The sequence below is a fragment of the Brevibacillus gelatini genome (assembly GCF_003710935.1).
Lineage (GTDB): Bacteria > Bacillota > Bacilli > Brevibacillales > Brevibacillaceae > Brevibacillus > Brevibacillus gelatini.
Map to the genome: position 1 here is coordinate 42,264 of NZ_RHHS01000027.1, position 19,554 is coordinate 61,817.

At 53.5% G+C, this 19,554-nt stretch carries 18 protein-coding genes; 17 read left to right on the plus strand and 1 reads right to left on the minus strand.

Annotated elements, in window-relative coordinates; translation table 11 throughout:
• Window positions 1–27: 27 nt before the first annotated feature.
• The 10 genes from EDM57_RS10860 to EDM57_RS10905 all read left to right on the plus strand — a co-directional run bounded on the left by EDM57_RS10860 (window position 28) and on the right by EDM57_RS10905 (window position 9,661).
• Window positions 28–699: a FadR/GntR family transcriptional regulator gene (locus tag EDM57_RS10860; protein WP_122904786.1), complete on the plus strand. Its 672-nt coding sequence runs from the start codon at window positions 28–30 to the stop codon at window positions 697–699.
• Window positions 700–781: 82 nt separating this feature from the next.
• Window positions 782–964, plus strand: coding sequence for a hypothetical protein (locus EDM57_RS10865; RefSeq protein ID WP_005831394.1), 183 nt, complete (start codon window positions 782–784; stop codon window positions 962–964).
• Between the two features lie 21 nt (window positions 965–985).
• Window positions 986–1,930, plus strand: coding sequence for an acetyl-CoA carboxylase, carboxyltransferase subunit beta (gene accD, locus EDM57_RS10870; protein WP_122904787.1), 945 nt, complete (start codon window positions 986–988; stop codon window positions 1,928–1,930).
• A complete protein-coding gene (accA, locus tag EDM57_RS10875; RefSeq protein WP_122904788.1) occupies window positions 1,897–2,853 on the plus strand; it encodes an acetyl-CoA carboxylase carboxyl transferase subunit alpha in 957 nt (318 codons plus the stop codon). Before accD ends, accA begins: the two co-directional genes overlap by 34 nt.
• A 222-nt stretch (window positions 2,854–3,075) precedes the next feature.
• The gene (pfkA, locus tag EDM57_RS10880; protein WP_122904789.1) at window positions 3,076–4,035 is read left to right on the plus strand and encodes a 6-phosphofructokinase; all 960 of its coding nucleotides are present in this window, start codon (window positions 3,076–3,078) and stop codon (window positions 4,033–4,035) included.
• A 46-nt stretch (window positions 4,036–4,081) separates the two neighbouring features.
• Window positions 4,082–5,836: a pyruvate kinase gene (gene pyk / locus EDM57_RS10885; RefSeq protein WP_122904790.1), complete on the plus strand. Its 1,755-nt coding sequence runs from the start codon at window positions 4,082–4,084 to the stop codon at window positions 5,834–5,836.
• A gap of 4 nt (window positions 5,837–5,840) precedes the next feature.
• Window positions 5,841–6,035, plus strand: a complete 195-nt coding sequence (locus EDM57_RS10890; RefSeq protein ID WP_122904791.1) for a hypothetical protein — start codon at window positions 5,841–5,843, stop codon at window positions 6,033–6,035.
• A gap of 377 nt (window positions 6,036–6,412) precedes the next feature.
• A complete protein-coding gene (gene nrdJ / locus EDM57_RS10895; RefSeq protein WP_122904792.1) occupies window positions 6,413–8,674 on the plus strand; it encodes a ribonucleoside-triphosphate reductase, adenosylcobalamin-dependent in 2,262 nt (753 codons plus the stop codon).
• Window positions 8,675–8,832: 158 nt separating this feature from the next.
• Window positions 8,833–9,264 carry an acyl-CoA thioesterase gene (locus EDM57_RS10900; RefSeq protein ID WP_122904984.1) on the plus strand — a complete coding sequence of 144 codons (432 nt, stop codon included), beginning with the start codon at window positions 8,833–8,835 and terminating at the stop codon, window positions 9,262–9,264.
• A 1-nt stretch (window position 9,265) separates the two neighbouring features.
• On the plus strand, window positions 9,266–9,661 hold the full coding sequence (locus tag EDM57_RS10905) for an FxsA family protein (protein ID WP_122904793.1): 396 nt from the start codon (window positions 9,266–9,268) through the stop codon (window positions 9,659–9,661).
• 77 nt (window positions 9,662–9,738) lie between these two features.
• Here EDM57_RS10905 and ytvI read toward each other — a convergent pair whose 3' ends face one another.
• Window positions 9,739–10,869, minus strand: coding sequence for a sporulation integral membrane protein YtvI (gene ytvI, locus EDM57_RS10910; RefSeq protein ID WP_122904794.1), 1,131 nt, complete (start codon window positions 10,867–10,869; stop codon window positions 9,739–9,741).
• 381 nt (window positions 10,870–11,250) lie between these two features.
• Between ytvI and citZ the strand changes: the two genes are divergently transcribed.
• The 7 genes from citZ (at window position 11,251) to EDM57_RS10945 (ending at window position 19,487) form a co-directional block, all read left to right on the plus strand.
• Complete coding sequence (gene citZ, locus EDM57_RS10915) at window positions 11,251–12,363, plus strand: citrate synthase (RefSeq protein WP_122904795.1); 1,113 nt, start codon at window positions 11,251–11,253, stop codon at window positions 12,361–12,363.
• A 155-nt stretch (window positions 12,364–12,518) separates the two neighbouring features.
• Window positions 12,519–13,802: an NADP-dependent isocitrate dehydrogenase gene (gene icd / locus EDM57_RS10920; protein ID WP_122904796.1), complete on the plus strand. Its 1,284-nt coding sequence runs from the start codon at window positions 12,519–12,521 to the stop codon at window positions 13,800–13,802.
• Between the two features lie 52 nt (window positions 13,803–13,854).
• Window positions 13,855–14,793: a malate dehydrogenase gene (gene mdh, locus EDM57_RS10925; RefSeq protein ID WP_122904797.1), complete on the plus strand. Its 939-nt coding sequence runs from the start codon at window positions 13,855–13,857 to the stop codon at window positions 14,791–14,793.
• A 201-nt stretch (window positions 14,794–14,994) separates the two neighbouring features.
• Complete coding sequence (locus EDM57_RS10930; protein ID WP_122904798.1) at window positions 14,995–15,690, plus strand: response regulator transcription factor; 696 nt, start codon at window positions 14,995–14,997, stop codon at window positions 15,688–15,690.
• A gap of 18 nt (window positions 15,691–15,708) precedes the next feature.
• Window positions 15,709–17,472 carry a two-component system histidine kinase PnpS gene (gene pnpS / locus EDM57_RS10935; protein ID WP_122904799.1) on the plus strand — a complete coding sequence of 588 codons (1,764 nt, stop codon included), beginning with the start codon at window positions 15,709–15,711 and terminating at the stop codon, window positions 17,470–17,472.
• 93 nt (window positions 17,473–17,565) lie between these two features.
• Window positions 17,566–18,222, plus strand: a complete 657-nt coding sequence (phoU, locus tag EDM57_RS10940) for a phosphate signaling complex protein PhoU (RefSeq protein WP_122904800.1) — start codon at window positions 17,566–17,568, stop codon at window positions 18,220–18,222.
• Window positions 18,223–18,398: 176 nt separating this feature from the next.
• Window positions 18,399–19,487, plus strand: a complete 1,089-nt coding sequence (locus EDM57_RS10945; RefSeq protein ID WP_122904801.1) for a PRK06851 family protein — start codon at window positions 18,399–18,401, stop codon at window positions 19,485–19,487.
• The last annotated feature ends 67 nt before the right edge of the window (window positions 19,488–19,554 follow it).

Genomic DNA, 19,554 nt, shown 5'->3' on the forward strand with positions numbered 1-19,554 from the left:
CAGTAGCAGCAATTAAGGAGGGTCATTGTGCTCGACTCCACTCAAGATCGAAAGGTTTACGAAGGCATTCTCCTGCAACTTCACGAAATCATTCAGGAGCAAAACTTGCGGCCTGGTGACAAGCTCCCGTCAGAGAGAGAGCTCTCCGAGAAGTTGGGAGCAGGACGATCCTCTGTGCGCGAAGCTCTCCGCGCCCTGGAACTGCTCGGTCTCATCGAGACGCGCCGGGGGGAAGGCACCTTCCTCAGGCATTATCGGCACAACCGTCTGATCGATATTCTTGGCTTTTTTATCCTACGGGATACAAAAACCAAGAAGGACTTGATCGAAATGCGCAAAATGCTGGAGATCGACGCTGTTCGCCTCGCCTGTAGACGGGCAACCGAGAAGCATTTTGAAGAGATGGAACGGATTCTCGCCATTGCCCAAGAGAGGGTTGATAGAGGCGAGGTTCCGACAGAGGAAGACTATCAGTTTCATCGCGTGATCTGCCGTTCCAGCCGCAATTCCATCCTGCACCGCATCTGGACGCCGTTGGTAGAGTACAGCAACAGCGTGCGGACGGAATCTCTGTCGCGGGAAGGCAGGGCGCGCATGGCGCTGGAAGAGCACCGCGGAATCATGGAGGCAATCCGCGCAGGCGATGTCAATGTCGCGGTTGAGAGAATGAGGCACCATCTGGAGAACAGCAAACTTTAGATTTTTCTCCTATTTGCGAGGGGCGCAGGCGCTGTGATATGATGATGCAGACCTGTATTGGACGATGAAGGAGGAAGCCAGCATGTGGACGGTCATCTACATCGCTCCTAGCGCTAAAATAGCAGAACGGATACAGCAACGTTTGACAGATGAAGGGTTTTTGGTCAAGGTTCGCGAGGCGAAGGTCTCGAAGCAATACGAGATTCTCGTGCCGGAAGGCGAACTGAATGAGGTCCGGGATGTACTCGGCTCGATCCTTCACTGATGAGAAAGGTAGGGTGTACCTGTGCTAAAAGATCTTTTTGGGAAAAAGCGCAAATTTGCCACGGTCCCTTCTGAAACACTGGCACGTGTCCCTGCTTCCACCAACGTTGGCAAGGAAGCGGGTACGAAGGAGAAGGAAGTCCCTGAGGGATTGATGAATAAATGCCCACACTGTGGGACGATCCACTACTCGAAGGATTTGGAAAAAAATTTGCGCGTATGCAAGGGCTGCCAGTACCATTACTCCATGTCCGCGCCGGAGCGGTTGCAATCCATTTTGGATGACGGGGTTTTGACGGAGGAGTTTGACGCGAATCTGATTACCGCCAATCCGCTCGGGTTTCCAGGCTATCTGGAAAAGCTGGAGCAGGACATGGCCAACACCAATCTGAACGAAGCGATCATCACCGGCGAGGGACTTCTGGGCGGCAACCGTATCGTGATCGGCGTCATGGATTCCCGCTTCCGCATGGCCAGCATGGGCTCGGTTGTCGGGGAAAAAATTACGCGTGCAATTGAGCAAGCGATCGAACGGCGACTGCCTTTCATCCTGTTCTCCGCATCCGGCGGGGCGCGCATGCAGGAAGGCGTACTGAGCCTGATGCAAATGGCAAAAACGAGCGCAGCCTTGTCCAGACTTGACCGCGAGCGTTTGCTGTTCATTTCGGTCATGACGAATCCTACATACGGCGGCGTGTCGGCGAGCTTTTCTTCGCTTGGAGACTACAACATCGCAGAACCGGGTGCCATGATCGGCTTTGCGGGACGCCGCGTCATCGAGCAAACCATTCGCCAGGAGCTGCCAAAAGATTTCCAGACAGCGGAGTTTTTGCTGAAAAACGGTCAGCTCGACATGGTCGTGCACCGTAAAGACATGCGGCAAACGCTGTCCAAGCTGGTAGAGATGCACACGTCACGGGAAGGAGTGGAAGTATGGCAGGCGAACTCCCCTTTGAAAAGCCATTAGTAGAGTTGCAAGACAAAATCAAGGAATTGCGCCGATTTACGGAAGAAAAAGGCATTGATTTTTCCGACGAAGTAAAGCGTCTGGAGCAAAAAGCGAAAGAGCTTTCTGAACAAATTTACGGCAACCTGACGCCATGGCAGCGCGTCCAACTGGCCCGTCACCCGGAACGACCAACGACTCTGGACTACATTCAACTTCTTTTTACCGATTTTCTGGAAGTACACGGGGACAGGCTGTACGGGGACGACCATTCCATCGTGGGCGGGATCGCCAAGTTTGACGGGCGCCCGGTGACGGTTATCGGCCATCAAAAAGGGAAAGACACGAAAGACAACATCAAGCGCAACTTCGGGATGGCGCATCCGGAAGGGTACCGCAAAGCATTGCGCATCATGCAGCAGGCCGACAAATTCGGACGGCCGATCATCTGTTTCATCAATACGTCAGGAGCTTATCCGGGAAAAGCGGCAGAAGAACGCGGCCAGAGTGAAGCGATCGCTCGCAACCTGCGGGAGATGGCTACTTTTCGCGTGCCGATCATTTGCATCGTCATCGGCGAAGGCGGCAGTGGCGGCGCGCTGGCAATCAGCGTAGGCAACCGCATCTTTATGCTGGAGAATTCCTATTACTCCGTAATTGCGCCGGAGAGTGCGGCTGCGATCCTCTGGAGAGATTCCAGCCTGGGCATGCGCGCAGCGGAGACGATGAAAATTACGGCTCCCGATCTGCTCGAACTGGGCGTGATTGACGGGATCATCGAAGAGCCGTTTGGCGGAGCGCACCGCGACCTGATTGCACAGGCAGCTTCGGTCAAGGCAGTCATCTCCGAGCAACTGGAACAGTTGAGCCGTTTAAGCCCGGATGAACTGGTACAGGACAGATACGAGAAGTTCAAACGAATCGGCGAGTACGCCTCCCTGTAAGTTGCAGGGGGCGTTTTTTGTCTTTTTTCTGCATGGAAAATCTGCTACAATCGAGTTCGAATAAGCAAGTTATCAGAGCTTTCAAAAAGTATGGCACATTTCTGTTGTGTGTATAACAGATATACGAAATGGAGTAATACAGCATGTTTCATACAGGTTATGGTACATACTGTTTCCGTTTCATGACATGCTAAAGACGAATGGATTGGAGAGGTGGATTCCATGCAAAAACTTGCGGTTCTGACCAGCGGCGGAGATTCGCCAGGCATGAATGCAGCGATTCGTGCGGCCGTTCGCCGCGCCGCATACCACGGAGTGCAGATGTTCGGGGTATATCACGGATACGAAGGTTTGATGAAAGGCGATATCCAGGAAATGACACTCGGCTCCGTTGGAGACATTATCCATCGAGGAGGAACCATCCTCTACTCTGCCCGCAGCGAAGCCTTCAAGACAGAGGCCGGACAGCAAAAAGCGGTGGAGCAACTGCACAAGTTCGGGATCGAAGGGCTGATCGTCATCGGCGGGGACGGCTCGTTCCGCGGGGCGCAAAAGCTGACGGAAAAAGGTTTTCCGACAATCGGCGTGCCGGGCACGATTGACAACGACATCCCATGCACCGACTTTACAATCGGGTTCGATACCGCGCTCAATACGATTGTGGAAGCGATTGACAAAATTCGTGATACGGCAACTTCCCATGAGCGTACCTACATTATTGAAGTAATGGGACGGGATGCGGGCGACCTGGCTTTGTGGGCCGGACTTGCTGCAGGGGCGGAATCGATTATCATCCCGGAAGAATCCCACGACATGAACGATATTATCGAACGTCTGCACGCCGGACAGCGCCGCGGCAAAAAGCACTCCATCATCATCGTGGCAGAAGGCGTGGGCAGTGCGGCTTCATACGCCGAAGCGATCACCAGGGAAACCGGCTGGGAGACGCGCGTGACCGTACTCGGCCACATTCAGCGCGGCGGCTCACCGACCGCTATGGACCGCATGCTGGCGAGCCGGATGGGGGCAGCCGCAGTCGACTTGCTGTTGGAAGGCAAAAAAGATCGGATGGTCGGCATCCAAAACAACCGGATCGTTGACGTTGATTTCAACGAAGCTTTGTCACAGAAGCATCAATTGGATTTATCCGTATATCAACTGGCGCGAACACTGTCTATCTAGCCGAGCAGCGCTGGAAGAGCAGTGTGATAGGGGAGGCGTAATTCCTATGTTAAGGAAAGCAAAAATCGTGTGTACCATCGGACCGGCAAGCGAGTCTGTCGAGACGTTGAAAAAGCTGATACACGCGGGAATGAATGTGGCTCGTTTGAATTTTTCCCATGGGAGTCATGAAGAGCATGCGGCGAGAATCGCCAACATTCGTCGTGCATCCGAAGAGACGGGCAAGCCGGTAGCGATCCTGCTGGATACAAAAGGGCCGGAAATCCGCACAGGCACGCTCGCCGTCGATGCAGTCGAACTGGAGGAAGGCAAAACACTGATCCTGACGACAGAGGAAGTGGCCGGAACTGCCGAGCGCGTTTCCATTACGTACCCGGATTTGCCGCAAGACGTCCAGCCGGGCGACACAATCCTGATTGACGACGGCTTGATTGGGTTGACGGTTCAGGAAGTGCAGGGGAACGAGATCGTTTGCTTCATTAAAAACGGCGGGACGCTGAAAAGCAAAAAAGGCGTCAACGTACCTGGCGTCAAAATCAACCTGCCCGGCATTACGGAAAAAGATGCGCAGGACATCGAGTTCGGCATCCAGCAGCAGGTTGATTTCATTGCGGCTTCTTTCGTCCGCAAGGCTTCTGACATTCTGGAAATTCGCCAAATTTTGGAGCGGCACAACGTACACATTGACATCATCGCCAAAATTGAAAACCAGGAGGGCGTCGACAACGTCGATGAAATTCTCGCCGTAACAGACGGCCTCATGGTGGCACGCGGCGACCTGGGCGTGGAAATTCCGGCCGAAGAAGTGCCGCTCGTCCAGAAAAAGCTGATTAAAAAATGTAACGAGCTGGCCAAGCCTGTCATTACGGCTACGCAAATGCTCGATTCCATGCAGCGCAACCCGCGTCCGACCCGTGCCGAGGCAAGCGACGTTGCCAATGCGATTTTCGACGGCACTGATGCGATCATGCTGTCCGGCGAGACGGCTGCGGGCAAATATCCGGTGGAATCCGTGGAAACGATGGACCGCATTGCTGTAAGAGCGGAGCAAGAGCTGAACTACCGCGAGATTTTGTACGCACAGGCCCAGCTCAAGCAGGTGACGATTACCGATGCGATCAGCCAGGCTGTCTCCAATGCAGCGTTGGATCTGGATGCTGCTGCGATCATTACCGCAACGGAAAGCGGTCATACGGCGCGCATGGTGTCCAAATTCCGTCCGAAGGCGCCCATTGTCGCGGTTACTCCGCATGAGGCGGTCATCCGCCGCCTGGCGCTCGTAAACGGCGTCTATCCGGTCAAAGGCGTACTGGCGAACACGACCGATGAAATGCTGGAGATGTCTGTGCAGGAAGCGCTCGACGCCGGCTATGTGCGCCATGGCGATCTCGTGGTGATTACTGCGGGCGTGCCTGTGCGCGAAGTCGGGACAACCAACCTGATGAAAATTCACGTAATTGGCGATGTGTTGGCAAAAGGTCAAGGCATCGGCCGCAAAGTCGTGACAAGCCGGGTCGTGATTGCCCGTTCCGCAGAGGAAGCGCTGCAAAAAGTCGAGGAAGGCGCCATTCTGGTGACGATCGGAACGGATTCGGACATGATCGAAGCTTTCAGCAAGGCTGGTGCCGTCATTTGCGAGGAAGGCGGGCTGACGTCGCACGCTGCCATCGTAGGCTTGAACCTGGGCGTGCCTGTGATCGTAGGCGTGCCGTTTGCCACAGACTTGCTGAAAGATGGGCAGGTTGTCACGGTAGACTCGGAGCGCGGACATATTTATTCGGGTCATGCGCGAGTTTTGTAAACATATGCAGCAGTTGACAAATATCCTTTTCATCTTTTCTTCTGCGATCACCCTGATCTTTGCTGTCAGGGCAATCATTCAATATAAGGGCGCAGATGATAATCGGAAGAAAACCATGATCCATGCGTTTCTCGTTTCCCTGGTGTTTACAGGCATTCTGATCGCATTCGTATCCATGATGATGATTGAATCGGCTTAGGGTGGCAATTCGTCACCCCTTTTTTGTTGTCCCGACTGGCAGCCAAAAATTTTTTGCTAACACCTTCCAGATAACGGTACTTTTTTGGTGATGCAAACCAAGGCAGAATCTGATAAAATCGATCAGGTGTTCGTCTTGATCGCCCGCAGCTTTTTACAGTTTGCCTGTGCTTTTTTCAGGAAAAAACGATCTCATCTGTCTTGCGAAAAGGCGAAAAACCACTCTCTTCGCGGGTTGACGATGTCAAGCACTTTTTTAGCAAAAACACAATATATAGTGTTGTCGAATTTTATTTCGCACAATATATAGGTTAAACTATTGAGTTTTTCTCGTAAAGATAGTTAACTAGAGAGGAAAGAATCGAAGGAGGAACATTCATGCTGGCGACCGAAACTGTATCCCGCACCGTTTTTTTGAGGGATGAATTTTTAGCACAATATCCTGATTTTCCTGCTCATATGAATCCTCTGGGACAATTTGTTTACTACCGGACTTATTCTCGCTTTCTCCCGGAGAAAGGCAGACGGGAAACGTGGAAAGAGACATGCCGCCGCTCGGTGGATTACAATATGAAGCTTGCGTACCAACATATGAAAAAAATCGGCCTGCAGCCAAATGAACAGGCGATGGAGGCAGAAGCGGAAGGGCTGTTCGACAACATGTTCAACCTTCGCCAGTTTCTGTCCGGACGGACGCTGTGGGTAGGCGGCGCGGAGAACGGCGTTGCAGATTTGTACCCGCTGGCCAACTTCAACTGCTCGTTCTTGAACATCCGATCCTGGGACGATCTGGGTGATTTGTTCTACCTGTTGCTCGTAGGAACGGGCGTAGGCTTTAAATGCACGAAGGAAATGGCAGCCGGACTTGGGCCGATCCGCACCAACGTCACCCTGCTTTCTTCCGAGTACCGACCGCTTCCGAAGCACCAGCGTCTGGAACGTTCCGAGATGAATGTGCTCGACAACGGCTTTGCGAAAATTTACGTAGGGGACAGCAAGGAAGGCTGGGTAGAGTCGCTGCGCCTGTACCTGCAAATCCTCACCGATCCGGCCTACGAGCATATTCATACGGTCAAAATCTCCTACAACAGCGTGCGGCCAAAAGGCGAGCGGCTGAAACGCTTTGGCGGAACAGCAAGCGGACACGAGCCGCTGCGCGAAATGTTTGAAGGAATCGACAAGGTGCTGAAAAACCAGATCGACCAGCATCTGGCACCAATCGAAAGCGACGAAAAAGGGTATGGCAAAATTCGCCCCGTACATATTCTCGACATCGGCAACCTCATCGGAGCAAACGTTGTGGTCGGGGGCGTACGCCGCACTGCGGAAATTTTCCTGTTTGACCAGGATGACTACGAGTGCATGCTGGCAAAATACGGCATCAACGGTTTCTGGACGGAGGAGCAGCTTGCTCACCACCGCCGCGTTGGAGAGCTTTTGGGAGAGCACAAGCCAGCCTGGTTTGACAGCATTCAAAAAGTGGGAGACGGACGCTTCGGCCTTGACCACCGCCGCATGTCCAACAACTCGATTGCGTTCACCAAGCAGCCGACGAGAGAGTTTTTGCACCTGGTCTTCACGCTGATGCAGTTGGAGGGCGAGCCGGGCTTTATCAACCTGGAAGAAGCGAATCGCCGCCGCCCGAATGCGGAAGGGCTCAACCCTTGTGCGGAAATTTTGCTCGATTCGTACGGCGTCTGCAACCTGACGACAGTGAACCTGGTGCAGTTTGTCCGCGAGCGCGAGGACGGCTCCAAATATTTGGACCTGGACGGACTGCTGGACGCACAGCGCAAATCTGCCCGTGCAGGCTTGCGGATGACGCTCGTGACTTTGGAGTTGCCGCATTGGGATACGGTGCAGCAGCGCGACCGTCTGCTTGGAACGTCGCTGACAGGCGTGAAGGATGCGCTCGCTTCGCTTGGCTACACCGAAGAGCAGGAGCTGGAGTTGCTGCGTCAACTGGGCGAGGCTGCCCGCAGTGAAGCGGACCGCTACGCGTATGAGCTGCGCGTGAACTCGCCGCTGCTCGTTACGACCGTCAAGCCGGAGGGAACATTGTCGCAGGTGGCTGGCGGCGTTTCCAGCGGCTTGCACTGGTCGCATTCGCCTTACTACATCCGCCGCATTCGGATCAACTCCCAGGACCCGCTGGCAAAAGCGGTACAAGCTCTCGGCTGGACCGTTCATCCCGAGGTGGGCACACCGGGAGAAACGCATGAAGAGCGCATGGCAAACGCGCGGACGCTCGTGATCGACTTCCCGGTAGCGTCCGGTGCCAAAGAAACGAAAAACGAAGTGAGCGCAAGACGCCAGTTCGAGACGTACTTCCGCTTCCAAAAGGAGTACACCGAGCACAACTCTTCCAACACGATTACGGTTCGCAAGGAAGAATGGGACGAAGTGGAAGAAATCGTCTACGCCAACTGGGACAATTTTGTCGGCGTGTCCTTCCTGCAACTGGATGGCGGAAACTACCAGCTCGCGCCGTATGAAGAGTGCACCAAAGAGCAATACGAGGCGCTGAAACAATCGATGAAGCCGTTCGACCCGGCGATTTTGCAGCAATTCGAAACGGGCGGCGACTCGGATCTGTCCACCGCAGAAGCTTGCGAGGGCGGAGCTTGCCCGATTCGTTAATCAAAGCGCGCCAGATAGAAAAAGAGAAGAGGGAGAGACAGTCACCACGCGTCTCTCCCTCTTTGTATTTTGCCAAAGTCTATTGTTCTTCCGGTCAGGCCGCAAGATCAGATTGTCTATGGTAAAATAAACGTATCGAGAAAGGGGCGATGATGAGAGTGAGTCCGATTATTCATGCCCATCGGCTGCGTGTACGCTACGGCGAGACGGATCAGATGGGCGTGGTGTACCATACGAATTACTTGAACTGGTTTGAGGTGGGACGAACCGAATTGATTCGCAATGCGGGGCTTACCTACCGCGAGCTGGAGGAAAGAGGCGTGCTATTGCCGGTTACGGACGCCGCGATCTCTTACAAAAAGCCGGCCCGCTACGACGATGTGGTGGAAATTCAGACGCGGGTCAAAGAGCTGAGCGCCGTTCGACTGGCGTTTGCTTACGATATTATCCGCGTGTCGGACCAGGAGCTGCTCGTGTCAGGCGAGACGATGCACGTGTTTACGAACGCAGAGCTGAAGCCGATTCGCCTGGCCAGAACAGAGCCGGAGGTTTACGCCTGGTTGGAGGCCCAGTATAAAGGAGGGGAGTAGCGTGCTGCGTTTTCTCATCATCCTGTTTGTCGTCGGATTTGGCCTGGAATTGTGGGGACTGATTACGGTCGGTTCGCTGATCGGCGGCTGGAACACGGTTTTTTTGGTCATCCTGACCGGACTGCTCGGGGCATGGCTGGCGAAGCAGCAAGGCGTCCAGGTGTTTCGCTTGCTGCAATTCCAGTTGGCGCGTGGACAGATGCCGACAGAGGCGATCATCGACGGCGTGCTGATCCTGATCGGCGGCATTTTGCTATTGTTGCCGGGCTTCGTCTCTGACGTGATCGGCCTGATTTTTCTCATTCCGTACACTCGCATGATTTTGCGCCACTTGCTGAAACAATGGCTGTGGTATTTGATCTCGTCGGGACGCATCCGCTTCTTTTTCCGCAGATAAAAGAGCAGTTGGCAAAAAAAGAACCGCTTCGGGCAACGGCCTCCCTTCACACGGCCGGCCCGAAAGCGGTTCTTTTGTCAGGTGCGTTTTCCGCGAATGTAGCTCCAGACGTCCACGAACACGTTGGCCTTGACCAGCGCGTTAATCAGCACGAGCGAAACAGGGCCGATAATCAGTCCCAAAAAACCGAACAACTGCAGGCCGACGAACAGCGCGACCAGTGTGAGCAGCGGGTCGAGACCGACGCTTTCCGCTACGACCTTTGGCTCGATGATCTGGCGGAAGATGAGGACGACAGCGTACAGGATGGACAGTCCGATGACCATCGTGTAGTTGCCCTTGAAAAACAGGTAGATGATCCAGGGCACGAAGACGGTCCCCGTTCCGAGATACGGCAAAAGATCGACCAGGCCGGTAATCAGCCCGATTGTAACGGCGTATTCGACGCGCATGATGAGGAGTCCGACGATCACGATGGCGGCAGTCAGCGAGATGAGCGTCAGCTGTGCCTTGAGAAAGCCGAGCAAAGCGCCGCGCAGGTCGCGGAAAATCTGGTCCAGCCGATTGTTGACGCCGCTTGGCAAAAGTCTCCGGAAGCGCGCTTCCCAGAGGAAAAAGTCTTTGGAAATAAAGAATGCGCCCATGATGGAAATCACCGATACGGTAGCCATGTTCGGCAACGAGACGAGCACGTTTTTCAGGCCGTCCAGGAAGCTGAGAACCAGGTTTTGGCCGGCATGGGTGATGGAAGTGATGCCGCTGCCGACAGTGTTGCTGATTTTGTCCTTGTAGTTCGGATCAAGCTGGTCGTAAATCCATTGCACCTGGTTGTAAATGCCGAGCAAAAAGTCCTGCGAGATCGTCCGCTGCAAATAATCGGACAGTTCCTGGGCAAAGCCCGGCAGACGTTTGGCCAGCTCACCGATCTCCACGACGGTTTCCGTGACGACCAATGTCACAAGCCCGATGGCAAACAGCATCAAAACGAGCAAGGCGAGCGTCACCGACAGCCAGCGCGGAATCTTGAACTTTTTCGTGATGTACGTGACAGGCTTGTGGATCAAGAGCGCAATGAGTAAAGCAATGATAAATGGGTAAAGTAATGGTGTTGCAAACTGAAACAGCCAAATTCCTACATACACAAGCAGGCAAACCCATAAAAAGCGAATGATTTGGAAGAGGCGCTCCACCCAGTTTTCCTGATTCAACAAATATCTCCTTTCTGCCATAAAACAGCGCGCAAATGCTTATGGAACTATTATGCAGCAAGCCGTATAAATGGAGCAAGATCGCGAAAAAAACAAAACTGCGTTTCATCCTTTGAAACATTTTTTCGCCAATCTTATTCACAAAATCGCTATAATCTTTTATAATTGGGTCGACTTATAGTGGATTCTTTTCTCCTGCCTCTCCCCCTTGGCATGCTCTGAGGATTTGCGTGGATCTATTCCCTGACAAAAGAGTGGTGGATGAAAGAAACCGCTACTATCAACTTCATATTTGCTGTGGATCAAGTCGTTTATCAGTCGCAAGGATAAGCGAGACTGGATAAGCGCTACTACTTTGAGTGGAAAAGGAGAGGGAGTTCAATGACAACAACACGTGGACTAGAAGGCGTCGTTGCCGCTCAATCATCAATCTGTTCGATCGTCGATGGTGTTCTTTGCTACGGCGGGATCAACATCGATGAGCTGGCAGAACATGCAACTTTTGAAGAGGTTGTATATTTGCTCTGGCATGGAGCGTTACCGAAGCGAGATCAGCTGGAGACTTTGAAAAAACAACTGGGCGAAAATGCCGCAGTGCCAAAAGAAGTGCTGGAGAGCATTCGCCACTATCCAAAAGGCGTACACCCAATGGCGGCGTTGCGCACAGCTGTCTCTTCGTTAGCGCTCTACGATCCAGAAGCGCAAGATATGTCTCCTGAAGCCAACTATCGCAAATCCATCCGTCTGGTGGCCCAAACTCCTACTCTGATTGCTGCTTATGAGCGCATGCGCAAAGGCTTGGAACCGGTTGCTCCTCGTGCAGATTTTACCATCGCGCAAAACTTCCTCTACATGCTGACTGGCGAAGAGCCAACAGAAACAGCTGTGAAAGCGTTTGACGTAGCGCTGGTTCTGCATGCTGACCATGAGTTCAATGCATCTACCTTTGCCGCTCGCGTAACCGTTGCAACCTTGACTGATATTTACTCCGGTATCGTCTCTGCAATCGGCACGCTCAAAGGCCCTCTGCACGGTGGCGCAAATGAAGCCGTTGCGAAAATGCTGGTGGAAATCGGCAGCATCGACAACGTGGAATCCTACATCCGCTCAAAACTGGACAACAAAGAGAAAATCATGGGCTTCGGACACCGTGTGTACAAAGATGGTGACCCACGCGCGAAATGGCTGAAGCAAATGTCCCAAAAGCTGACCGCGCAAATCGGTCGTCCAGAGCTGTTTGAAATGTCCGTGAAAATCGACGACATGATCTCCAAGGAAAAAGGACTGAAGCCAAACGTTGACTTCTACTCCGCATCCGTGTACATCTCTCTCGGCCTGGAGACAGACCTGTTCACACCGATCTTCGCCATCAGCCGCATGTCCGGCTGGACGGCCCACATCATGGAACAGTACGAAAACAATCGTCTGATCCGTCCACGCGCGGATTACACCGGTCCGGTCAACCAACACTACGTGCCAATTGACCGCCGCTAAACACCTGCTATTTTCGAGCGTGGAGGGCAAGCTGGTCCAGCTTTTGCTGACCGGTCCCTAAGCGCAAGCTTGAGAACTACCACAAGCAGTGGTAGTTCTCCTACGTCTGGAAATATTCATATTCACCTAACTATCTCAACACTGGAGGGATTCTTGTGTTCAAAGACCTTGCACAACCAACTGCTGGCGAAAAAATCACCGTGGACAACGGCAAACTGGTAGTTCCTAACAACCCGATCATTCCTTTCATCGAGGGTGACGGTACCGGCCCTGACATCTGGAGAGCTTCCGTTCGCGTTCTGGATGCAGCAGTAGAAACAGCATACAAAGGCGAGAAAAAAATCGCCTGGTTCGAAGTATTCGCAGGGGAAAAAGCGTTTAACAAATACAACGAGTGGCTGCCAGAAGATACACTGACCGCTATTCGCGAATACCTGATCGCCATCAAAGGTCCTCTGACTACACCAGTAGGCGGCGGTATCCGTTCCATCAACGTGGCGCTGCGCCAAGAGCTGGATCTGTACGCTTGCGTGCGTCCTGTTCAATACTTCGACGGCGTGCCATCCCCAGTGAAACATCCTGAATTGACAGACATGGTTATCTTCCGCGAGAACACAGAAGACATCTACGCTGGTGTTGAGTGGGCAGAAGGTACTCCAGAAGTGAAAAAAGTAATCGACTTCCTGCAAAACGAAATGGGCGTGAAGAAAATCCGCTTCCCAGAGACTTCCGGTATCGGTATCAAGCCTGTTTCCAAAGAAGGTACTGAGCGTCTGGTTCGCGCAGCGATCAACTACGCGATCGACAACAAACGCAAATCCGTTACCCTCGTACACAAAGGCAACATCATGAAGTTCACCGAAGGCGCGTTCAAAAACTGGGGTTATGCAGTGGCAGAAGCGGAATTCGGCGACAAAGTGTTCACCTGGGCACAATACGACCGCATCAAGGCTGAAGGCGGCGACGCTGACAAAGCGCAAAAAGAAGCAGAAGCAGCAGGCAAAATCATCGTAAAAGACGTGATCGCAGACGCGTTCCTGCAACAAATCCTGACTCGTCCAGCCGAGTACGATGTAGTGGCAACCCTCAACCTGAACGGTGACTACATCTCCGACGCACTGGCTGCACAAGTTGGCGGTATCGGTATCGCTCCAGGTGCAAACATCAACTACCTGACTGGCCATGCGATCTTCGAAGCAACTCACGGTACAGCTCCAAAATACGCTGGTCTGGACAAAGTGAACCCATCCTCCGTGATCCTGTCCGGAGAAATGATGCTGCGTCACCTGGGCTGGAACGAAGCGGCTGACCTGATTATCAACGCCATGGAAAAAACCATCTCCGCGAAAACCGTCACATACGATTTCGCTCGCCTGATGGAAGGCGCAACCGAACTGAAATGCTCCGAGTTTGCTGACGCGCTGATTCAAAACATGTAAGATAGAGATAGTTTGGAAACTATTACCTTACATTTTGGAGGGGAGTTAAGTCATGGCATTCAACCGTAAAAAAATTGCTGTTATCGGCAGTGGCTTCACTGGTGCAACCACAGCATTTATTTTGGGGCAAAAAGAACTGGGTGACGTCGTACTGGTTGACATTCCGCAACTGGAAAACCCGACAAAAGGAAAAGCGTTGGATATGATGGAGTCTTCCCCTGTGCTTGGCTTCGACGCCAACATTACAGGGACAGCGAACTACGCGGACATCAAAGGTTCCGATCTGGTCATCATCACCGCAGGGATTGCCCGCAAGCCCGGCATGTCCCGCGACGACCTCGTGAACACAAACGCAGCCATCATGAAATCGGTGGCGGAGCAAGTGAAAACGTATGCGCCAAACTCGATTGTGCTCGTTCTTTCCAACCCTGTTGATGCGATGACTTATACCTTCTACAAAACGTCCGGCTTCCCGAAAGAGCGCGTAATCGGGCAATCCGGCGTGCTGGATACGGCCCGTTTCCGTACCTTCGTGGCGATGGAACTGAACATCTCGGTTGAAGATGTGACAGGCTTCGTGCTCGGCGGACACGGCGACGACATGGTTCCTTTGGTGCGCTACTCGTACGCGGGCGGCATCCCACTGGAAACCTTGATCCCGAAAGATCGCCTCGATGCCATCGTCGAACGCACCCGCAAAGGCGGCGGCGAAATCGTCAACCTGCTCGGTAACGGTTCCGCCTATTACGCCCCGGCTGCCTCGCTGGTGCAGATGGCGGAAGCGATCATCAAGGACAAACGACGTATCCTGCCTGCCATTGCGCTTTTGCAAGGCGAGTACGGCTACCACGATCTCTACCTTGGCGTACCGACCCTTCTTGGGGCAAACGGGATCGAGAAAGTGATCGAGCTGGAGCTCACTGCAGAGGAAAAAGCAGCGCTCGACAAATCGGCTGATTCCGTGCGCAATGTGTTGGCTGTTTTGAAATAGCCGGATGGAGATGAATAGCGAAAGACGCCTTTCTTCGGAAGGGCGTCTTTTTTTGTCCCGCCAAACATCTTTACAAAAAAATTACTTGTTTTCCGCTTTCCGCATTGGCAGACTGAGAATGTAGAGAGAAAAAACAACCAGAGGACGAAGGTCTGTAAACCATAATCTGCAGCATCGCATTGGTAGGGGGAAACGGACAAAATGATTAAAGTTTTGGTAGTGGATGACGAAGCTTCCATCGTGAAGCTGCTGCAATTCAATCTGGAAAAGGCGGGTTTCCAGGTAGTGACCGCCTTTGATGGCAGACAGGCGCTCGATATGGTGAAAAGTGAGCAGCCCGATTTCATCATTCTCGACTTGATGCTGCCGAAAATGGACGGCATGGACGTCTGTAAAACATTGCGCCAGGAACGCATTAACACGCCGATCCTCATGCTGACGGCAAAGGATGATGAGCTCGATAAAATTTTGGGTCTGGAGCTGGGTGCTGACGACTACTTGACCAAGCCGTTCAGCCCGCGCGAAGTAGTCGCCCGCGTAAAAGCCATTCTCCGGCGCTTTCAGGCCACGCCGGAAGCTGCGGTTGCGCCGGAAGAGGTCGTGATCCGGTTTGGCGACATCCGCATCTATCCGGAAAAGTACGAAGTCTTTTGCCAGGATACAAAAGTAGAGCTGACCCCAAAGGAATTTGAACTGCTCAACTACCTCGCCAGCCACCAGGGGCGGGTGCTCACCCGCGACCAGCTGCTGAACGCCGTCTGGAACTACGATTTTATCGGGGATTCCCGCATCGTGGACGTGCATGTGAGCCACCTGCGGGAAAAACTGGAAGAAGACACGAAAAACCCGCGCTACATTAAAACCGTTCGCGGCTTGGGATACAAGCTGGAAGGATAACAAACGGGGGGCACAACCTTGACTCGCTTTCGGATCAAACTCACCTTCACCATACTGGGATTAATCTCATTAGTCCTCCTGTTGATGGGGATGTACTTTGCAAAGGTTCTGGAAAATTCTTACTTGCAATCGCTGCATGAGCTTTTGTCCCGCGAGTCCAAGCTGGTTGCCCAGGCGGTCCGCTTCCCGACCGTTTTTGACAATCAGGAGTCGCTTGCAGATCGCGTTCTGCAGGTGGCGCCATCCGACGAAGTACGCCTGACGATCATCAACCGCGAAGGCCAGGTGCTGTACGACAACTCCACCCATGCCGATGAGATGGAAAACCATCACGACAGGCCGGAAATGCAAGCGGCGCTCAAGGGGGAAATCGGCATCTCCCGCCGTTTCAGCGAGACGCTGGGCTACGACATGATGTACGTAGCAGTGCCGGTCGAGCAGGGGACGAACATTGTCGGTGCCGTCCGTTCGGCCATGTCGATGAAAGACATTACAGATACGGTTCATAACATGTGGTACAGCCTGCTGACAGGCTTGCTCGTGACACTGGTGGTCGGCTCGATTGTCGTGTCGCGCATTTCCTTTTCCATCATTCGTCCCATCGAGGAAATTACGCGCGTCGCCCGCAACATTACGCAGCGCCAGTACGAGAGCCGGGTGCGGATCAAGGCCAAGGACGAGATCGGCCAGCTCGCCGGAGCGATCAATTTCATGGCGTCCAGCCTGGAACAGCAAATGTACGAAATCTCCGAGAATCAGCAGCGGCTTGCCGGGGTGCTGACCAATATGACAAGCGGTGTCATATTTATCTCGGAACAGCGCAGAATCATGCTCGTCAATCCCGCAGTGGAAAAGCTGCTCGGAACCGCAGGACACGAGCTGGTAGGCAGGCTGCACATCGAGGCGGGCAAAAGCTTCGGCCTTTCCCAATACATTGACAGATGCCTGGACAAAAGCGAGAAGTTCCGGCAGGAGATCCACATTTACTATCCGCAGGAGCGCATCCTCGACGTCAATTTTGCCCCGTACATCAATTTCAAGGGGGAATCGCGAGGCGTCGTCGTCGTCCTGCACGACATCACGGACATTCGCCGTCTGGAAAAGATGCGCAGCGACTTTGTGGCCAACGTTTCGCACGAGCTGCGGACACCGATCACCTCGATCAAAGGGTTTACGGAAACGCTTTTGGAAGGAGCGATGCACGACGAGGAAACGTGCCGCAATTTCCTGCAAATTATTTCGGATGAGAGCGAACGGCTGTACCGGATGATCCGTGACATTTTGGACTTGTCCAAAATCGAGCAGAAGCGGATTCCCCTGCAAGTAAGCCGCGTGCATGTGCAAGAGCTGATTCGCTCGGCTGCGGCGATCATGCACGACCAGGCGCTGAAAAAGCATCTGAAGGTAACGCTGCCGGACAGCCAGCCGGACATTTGGCTGATGACGGACAAAGATTGTCTCCAGCAAATCGTCCTGAACCTGATGACGAACGCGATTGCCTACACCCCGGAAGGCGGCGAGATCACGATCCGGGCAGAAGCAGACGCCGAGCACGTGACGATTCAGGTAGCCGATACGGGCATCGGTATCCCGGAAAAAGACCTCACGCGCATTTTCGAGCGCTTTTACCGTGTCGACAAAGCGCGCAGCCGCGACTCCGGGGGAACAGGGCTTGGCCTTGCGATTGTCAAGCACCTCGTCGAAAACCTGCACGGCCAGATCGGGGTGGAGAGTGTGGAAGGAAAAGGCACTGCGTTTACCGTCACTTTGCCGCTCAGTTGAAAGATTTACACAAACAAAATAGTAGCTTTACCCGTGCCATACATTCCTCCTGTACGATTTGTCGTGTCAGACAAATGAAGGGGGACGAGGAACATGTCGCGGCACGCTTTCGAAGAGCAGCTGGATGTATTGCATCGCAAGCTCATGTCCATGGGCACGTTTGTGGAAGAAGCCATTCATAAATCGATCAAAAGCTTGGTGGAGCGGGATGTTCAGTTGGCAGAAGAAGTCATTGCCGGTGATCCGGTCATCAACGAGCTGGAGCAGGAGATTCAAAGCGACTGCTTCCGCCTGATCGCCTTGCAGCAGCCGGTCGGAAGCGACCTGCGCCGGCTGGGAACGATGCTCAAGCTGGTGACGGACCTGGAGCGGATGGGCGACCACGCGGTGTCGATCTCCAAGACGACGCGCCGCCTGATGGTTGAGCCGTACATCAAACCGCTGATTGACCTCCCGTTGATGGCAGATCACGTCAAAACGATGGTGCGAGACTGCCTGAACGCCTATATCGCCCGCAACAAGGAAGCGGCAGAGGAGATCGCCGCTCGCGACGACATCGTCGACAAACTGTTTGCTACGATTTTCCGTGACCTGATCGAAGTCATGACCAAAAATGGCAACGCGATTTCCCAGGGGACTCATCTCTTGCTGGTGGCGCAATATTTGGAGCGGATTGCCGATCACGTCACCAACATTTGCGAGTGGATCATCTACATGTCCACGGGCAAAATGACCGACCTGAACAAATAAGCCCCGGCAAACACGTTTGCCTGGGCGCAAAGCCAATAAGCGAAAAAAGCCGCTGCGAGCCGTCTGATGCCTGCAGCGGCTTTTTCCTGTCATGACAGACGCCTATTTCTTCCTCGCTGCATACAATACAACGATTCAACTCCAATTTCAGCAAAAGAAGTACGGGAGGGAATGGCATGACAAAACAAGTACGCCACATCTACGCCGCAGGCAATACGGCGCGAGGATACAAAACGTTTTACGATTCGGTCCTGCAAGGGATGGAGCGCGTCTACATTTTGTCCGGAGTGGTGGAGGGAGTCACGTCTCCGCTCATCGAATCGATTGGCAAGGAAATGTCCGGCAAGACGGACCAGGTGGAGTGGATTCATTCTCCTTTTGTAAACGGACAATACGACGGGGTTGTTTTTCACGAGTGGAAGGTCGCCATTATGGACGGCAGCTATCCCCGTACGTGGCGACCCGCTGCGCCAGGCGTTACGGAAATCCAGGTCAACCTGCAATCGGCGGTGGCCATGGAGCAACTGGCGCGTTACAAAAAACAGATCGCGGCGTGGTATGAGGATATTTTTTTCTGGAGTGAAACAGCCTACCAGGCGTTCGGAGACGCGCTGCGCATTCACGATGAATGGGAGGCGCTGTACATTGAAAATCTGAACCGGGAAGAAGCCAACCGCGTTACGGAAGAAGTGATTGCACTGTTTTTTGGCAAGGAAAAGCGTGAAAAAAAGGCGCAGGTGCGCAGAATGTACCTGGGAGCCGCCACGCCGCATGGGCCTGTCGATCACATCATGAAGCTGACGGACTCGATGCAGAAGCGCTACTTCATCAAAGGGCGGCCGGGCTCAGGCAAGTCGACCATGCTGAAAAAGCTGGTGGCCGAAGCGGAAAGCCGCGGCTTCGATGTCGAGGTGTACCACTGCGGACTGGACCCGAACAGTCTCGACATGGTGATCGTGCCGGAAAAAGGGCTGGCTATTTTCGACAGCACCGCGCCGCACGAATACTTCCCCAGCAAGGAGACAGACGAGATTATCGACATGTACACGCGGGCCATCGCTCCTGGCACCGACGAGAAGTATGAGGAGGAGCTGGCCGACATCAAGGCTCGCTACACGCAAAAAATCAAGGAAGCTACGGCGTCCTTGCTCGCAGCCAAGGAACTGCGCGATCAACTGAACGGCATATATGCCGAAGTCGCGGACCAGACACGACTAAACGCCGTCGCCCAGGCGATCATGAGCAGACTGGCACGGACGAGATAAAGATACTGTGCATGACCGCATGAAACCCGTTCGGCTGTTCATACTACAGGAAGGAGGTGAGCGGCCG

Excerpts from the sequence above, each read along its gene's own strand:
- EDM57_RS10865 (WP_005831394.1), top strand. The coding sequence starts at position 782 with ATGTGGACGGTCATCTACATCGCTCCTAGCGCTAAAATAGCAGAACGG.
- accA (WP_122904788.1), top strand. The coding sequence starts at position 1,897 with ATGGCAGGCGAACTCCCCTTTGAAAAGCCATTAGTAGAGTTGCAAGAC.
- pfkA (WP_122904789.1), top strand. The coding sequence starts at position 3,076 with ATGCAAAAACTTGCGGTTCTGACCAGCGGCGGAGATTCGCCAGGCATG.
- pyk (WP_122904790.1), top strand. The coding sequence starts at position 4,082 with ATGTTAAGGAAAGCAAAAATCGTGTGTACCATCGGACCGGCAAGCGAG.
- EDM57_RS10890 (WP_122904791.1), top strand. The coding sequence starts at position 5,841 with ATGCAGCAGTTGACAAATATCCTTTTCATCTTTTCTTCTGCGATCACC.
- nrdJ (WP_122904792.1), top strand. The coding sequence starts at position 6,413 with ATGCTGGCGACCGAAACTGTATCCCGCACCGTTTTTTTGAGGGATGAA.
- citZ (WP_122904795.1), top strand. The coding sequence starts at position 11,251 with ATGACAACAACACGTGGACTAGAAGGCGTCGTTGCCGCTCAATCATCA.
- mdh (WP_122904797.1), top strand. The coding sequence starts at position 13,855 with ATGGCATTCAACCGTAAAAAAATTGCTGTTATCGGCAGTGGCTTCACT.
- EDM57_RS10930 (WP_122904798.1), top strand. The coding sequence starts at position 14,995 with ATGATTAAAGTTTTGGTAGTGGATGACGAAGCTTCCATCGTGAAGCTG.
- phoU (WP_122904800.1), top strand. The coding sequence starts at position 17,566 with ATGTCGCGGCACGCTTTCGAAGAGCAGCTGGATGTATTGCATCGCAAG.
- EDM57_RS10945 (WP_122904801.1), top strand. The coding sequence starts at position 18,399 with ATGACAAAACAAGTACGCCACATCTACGCCGCAGGCAATACGGCGCGA.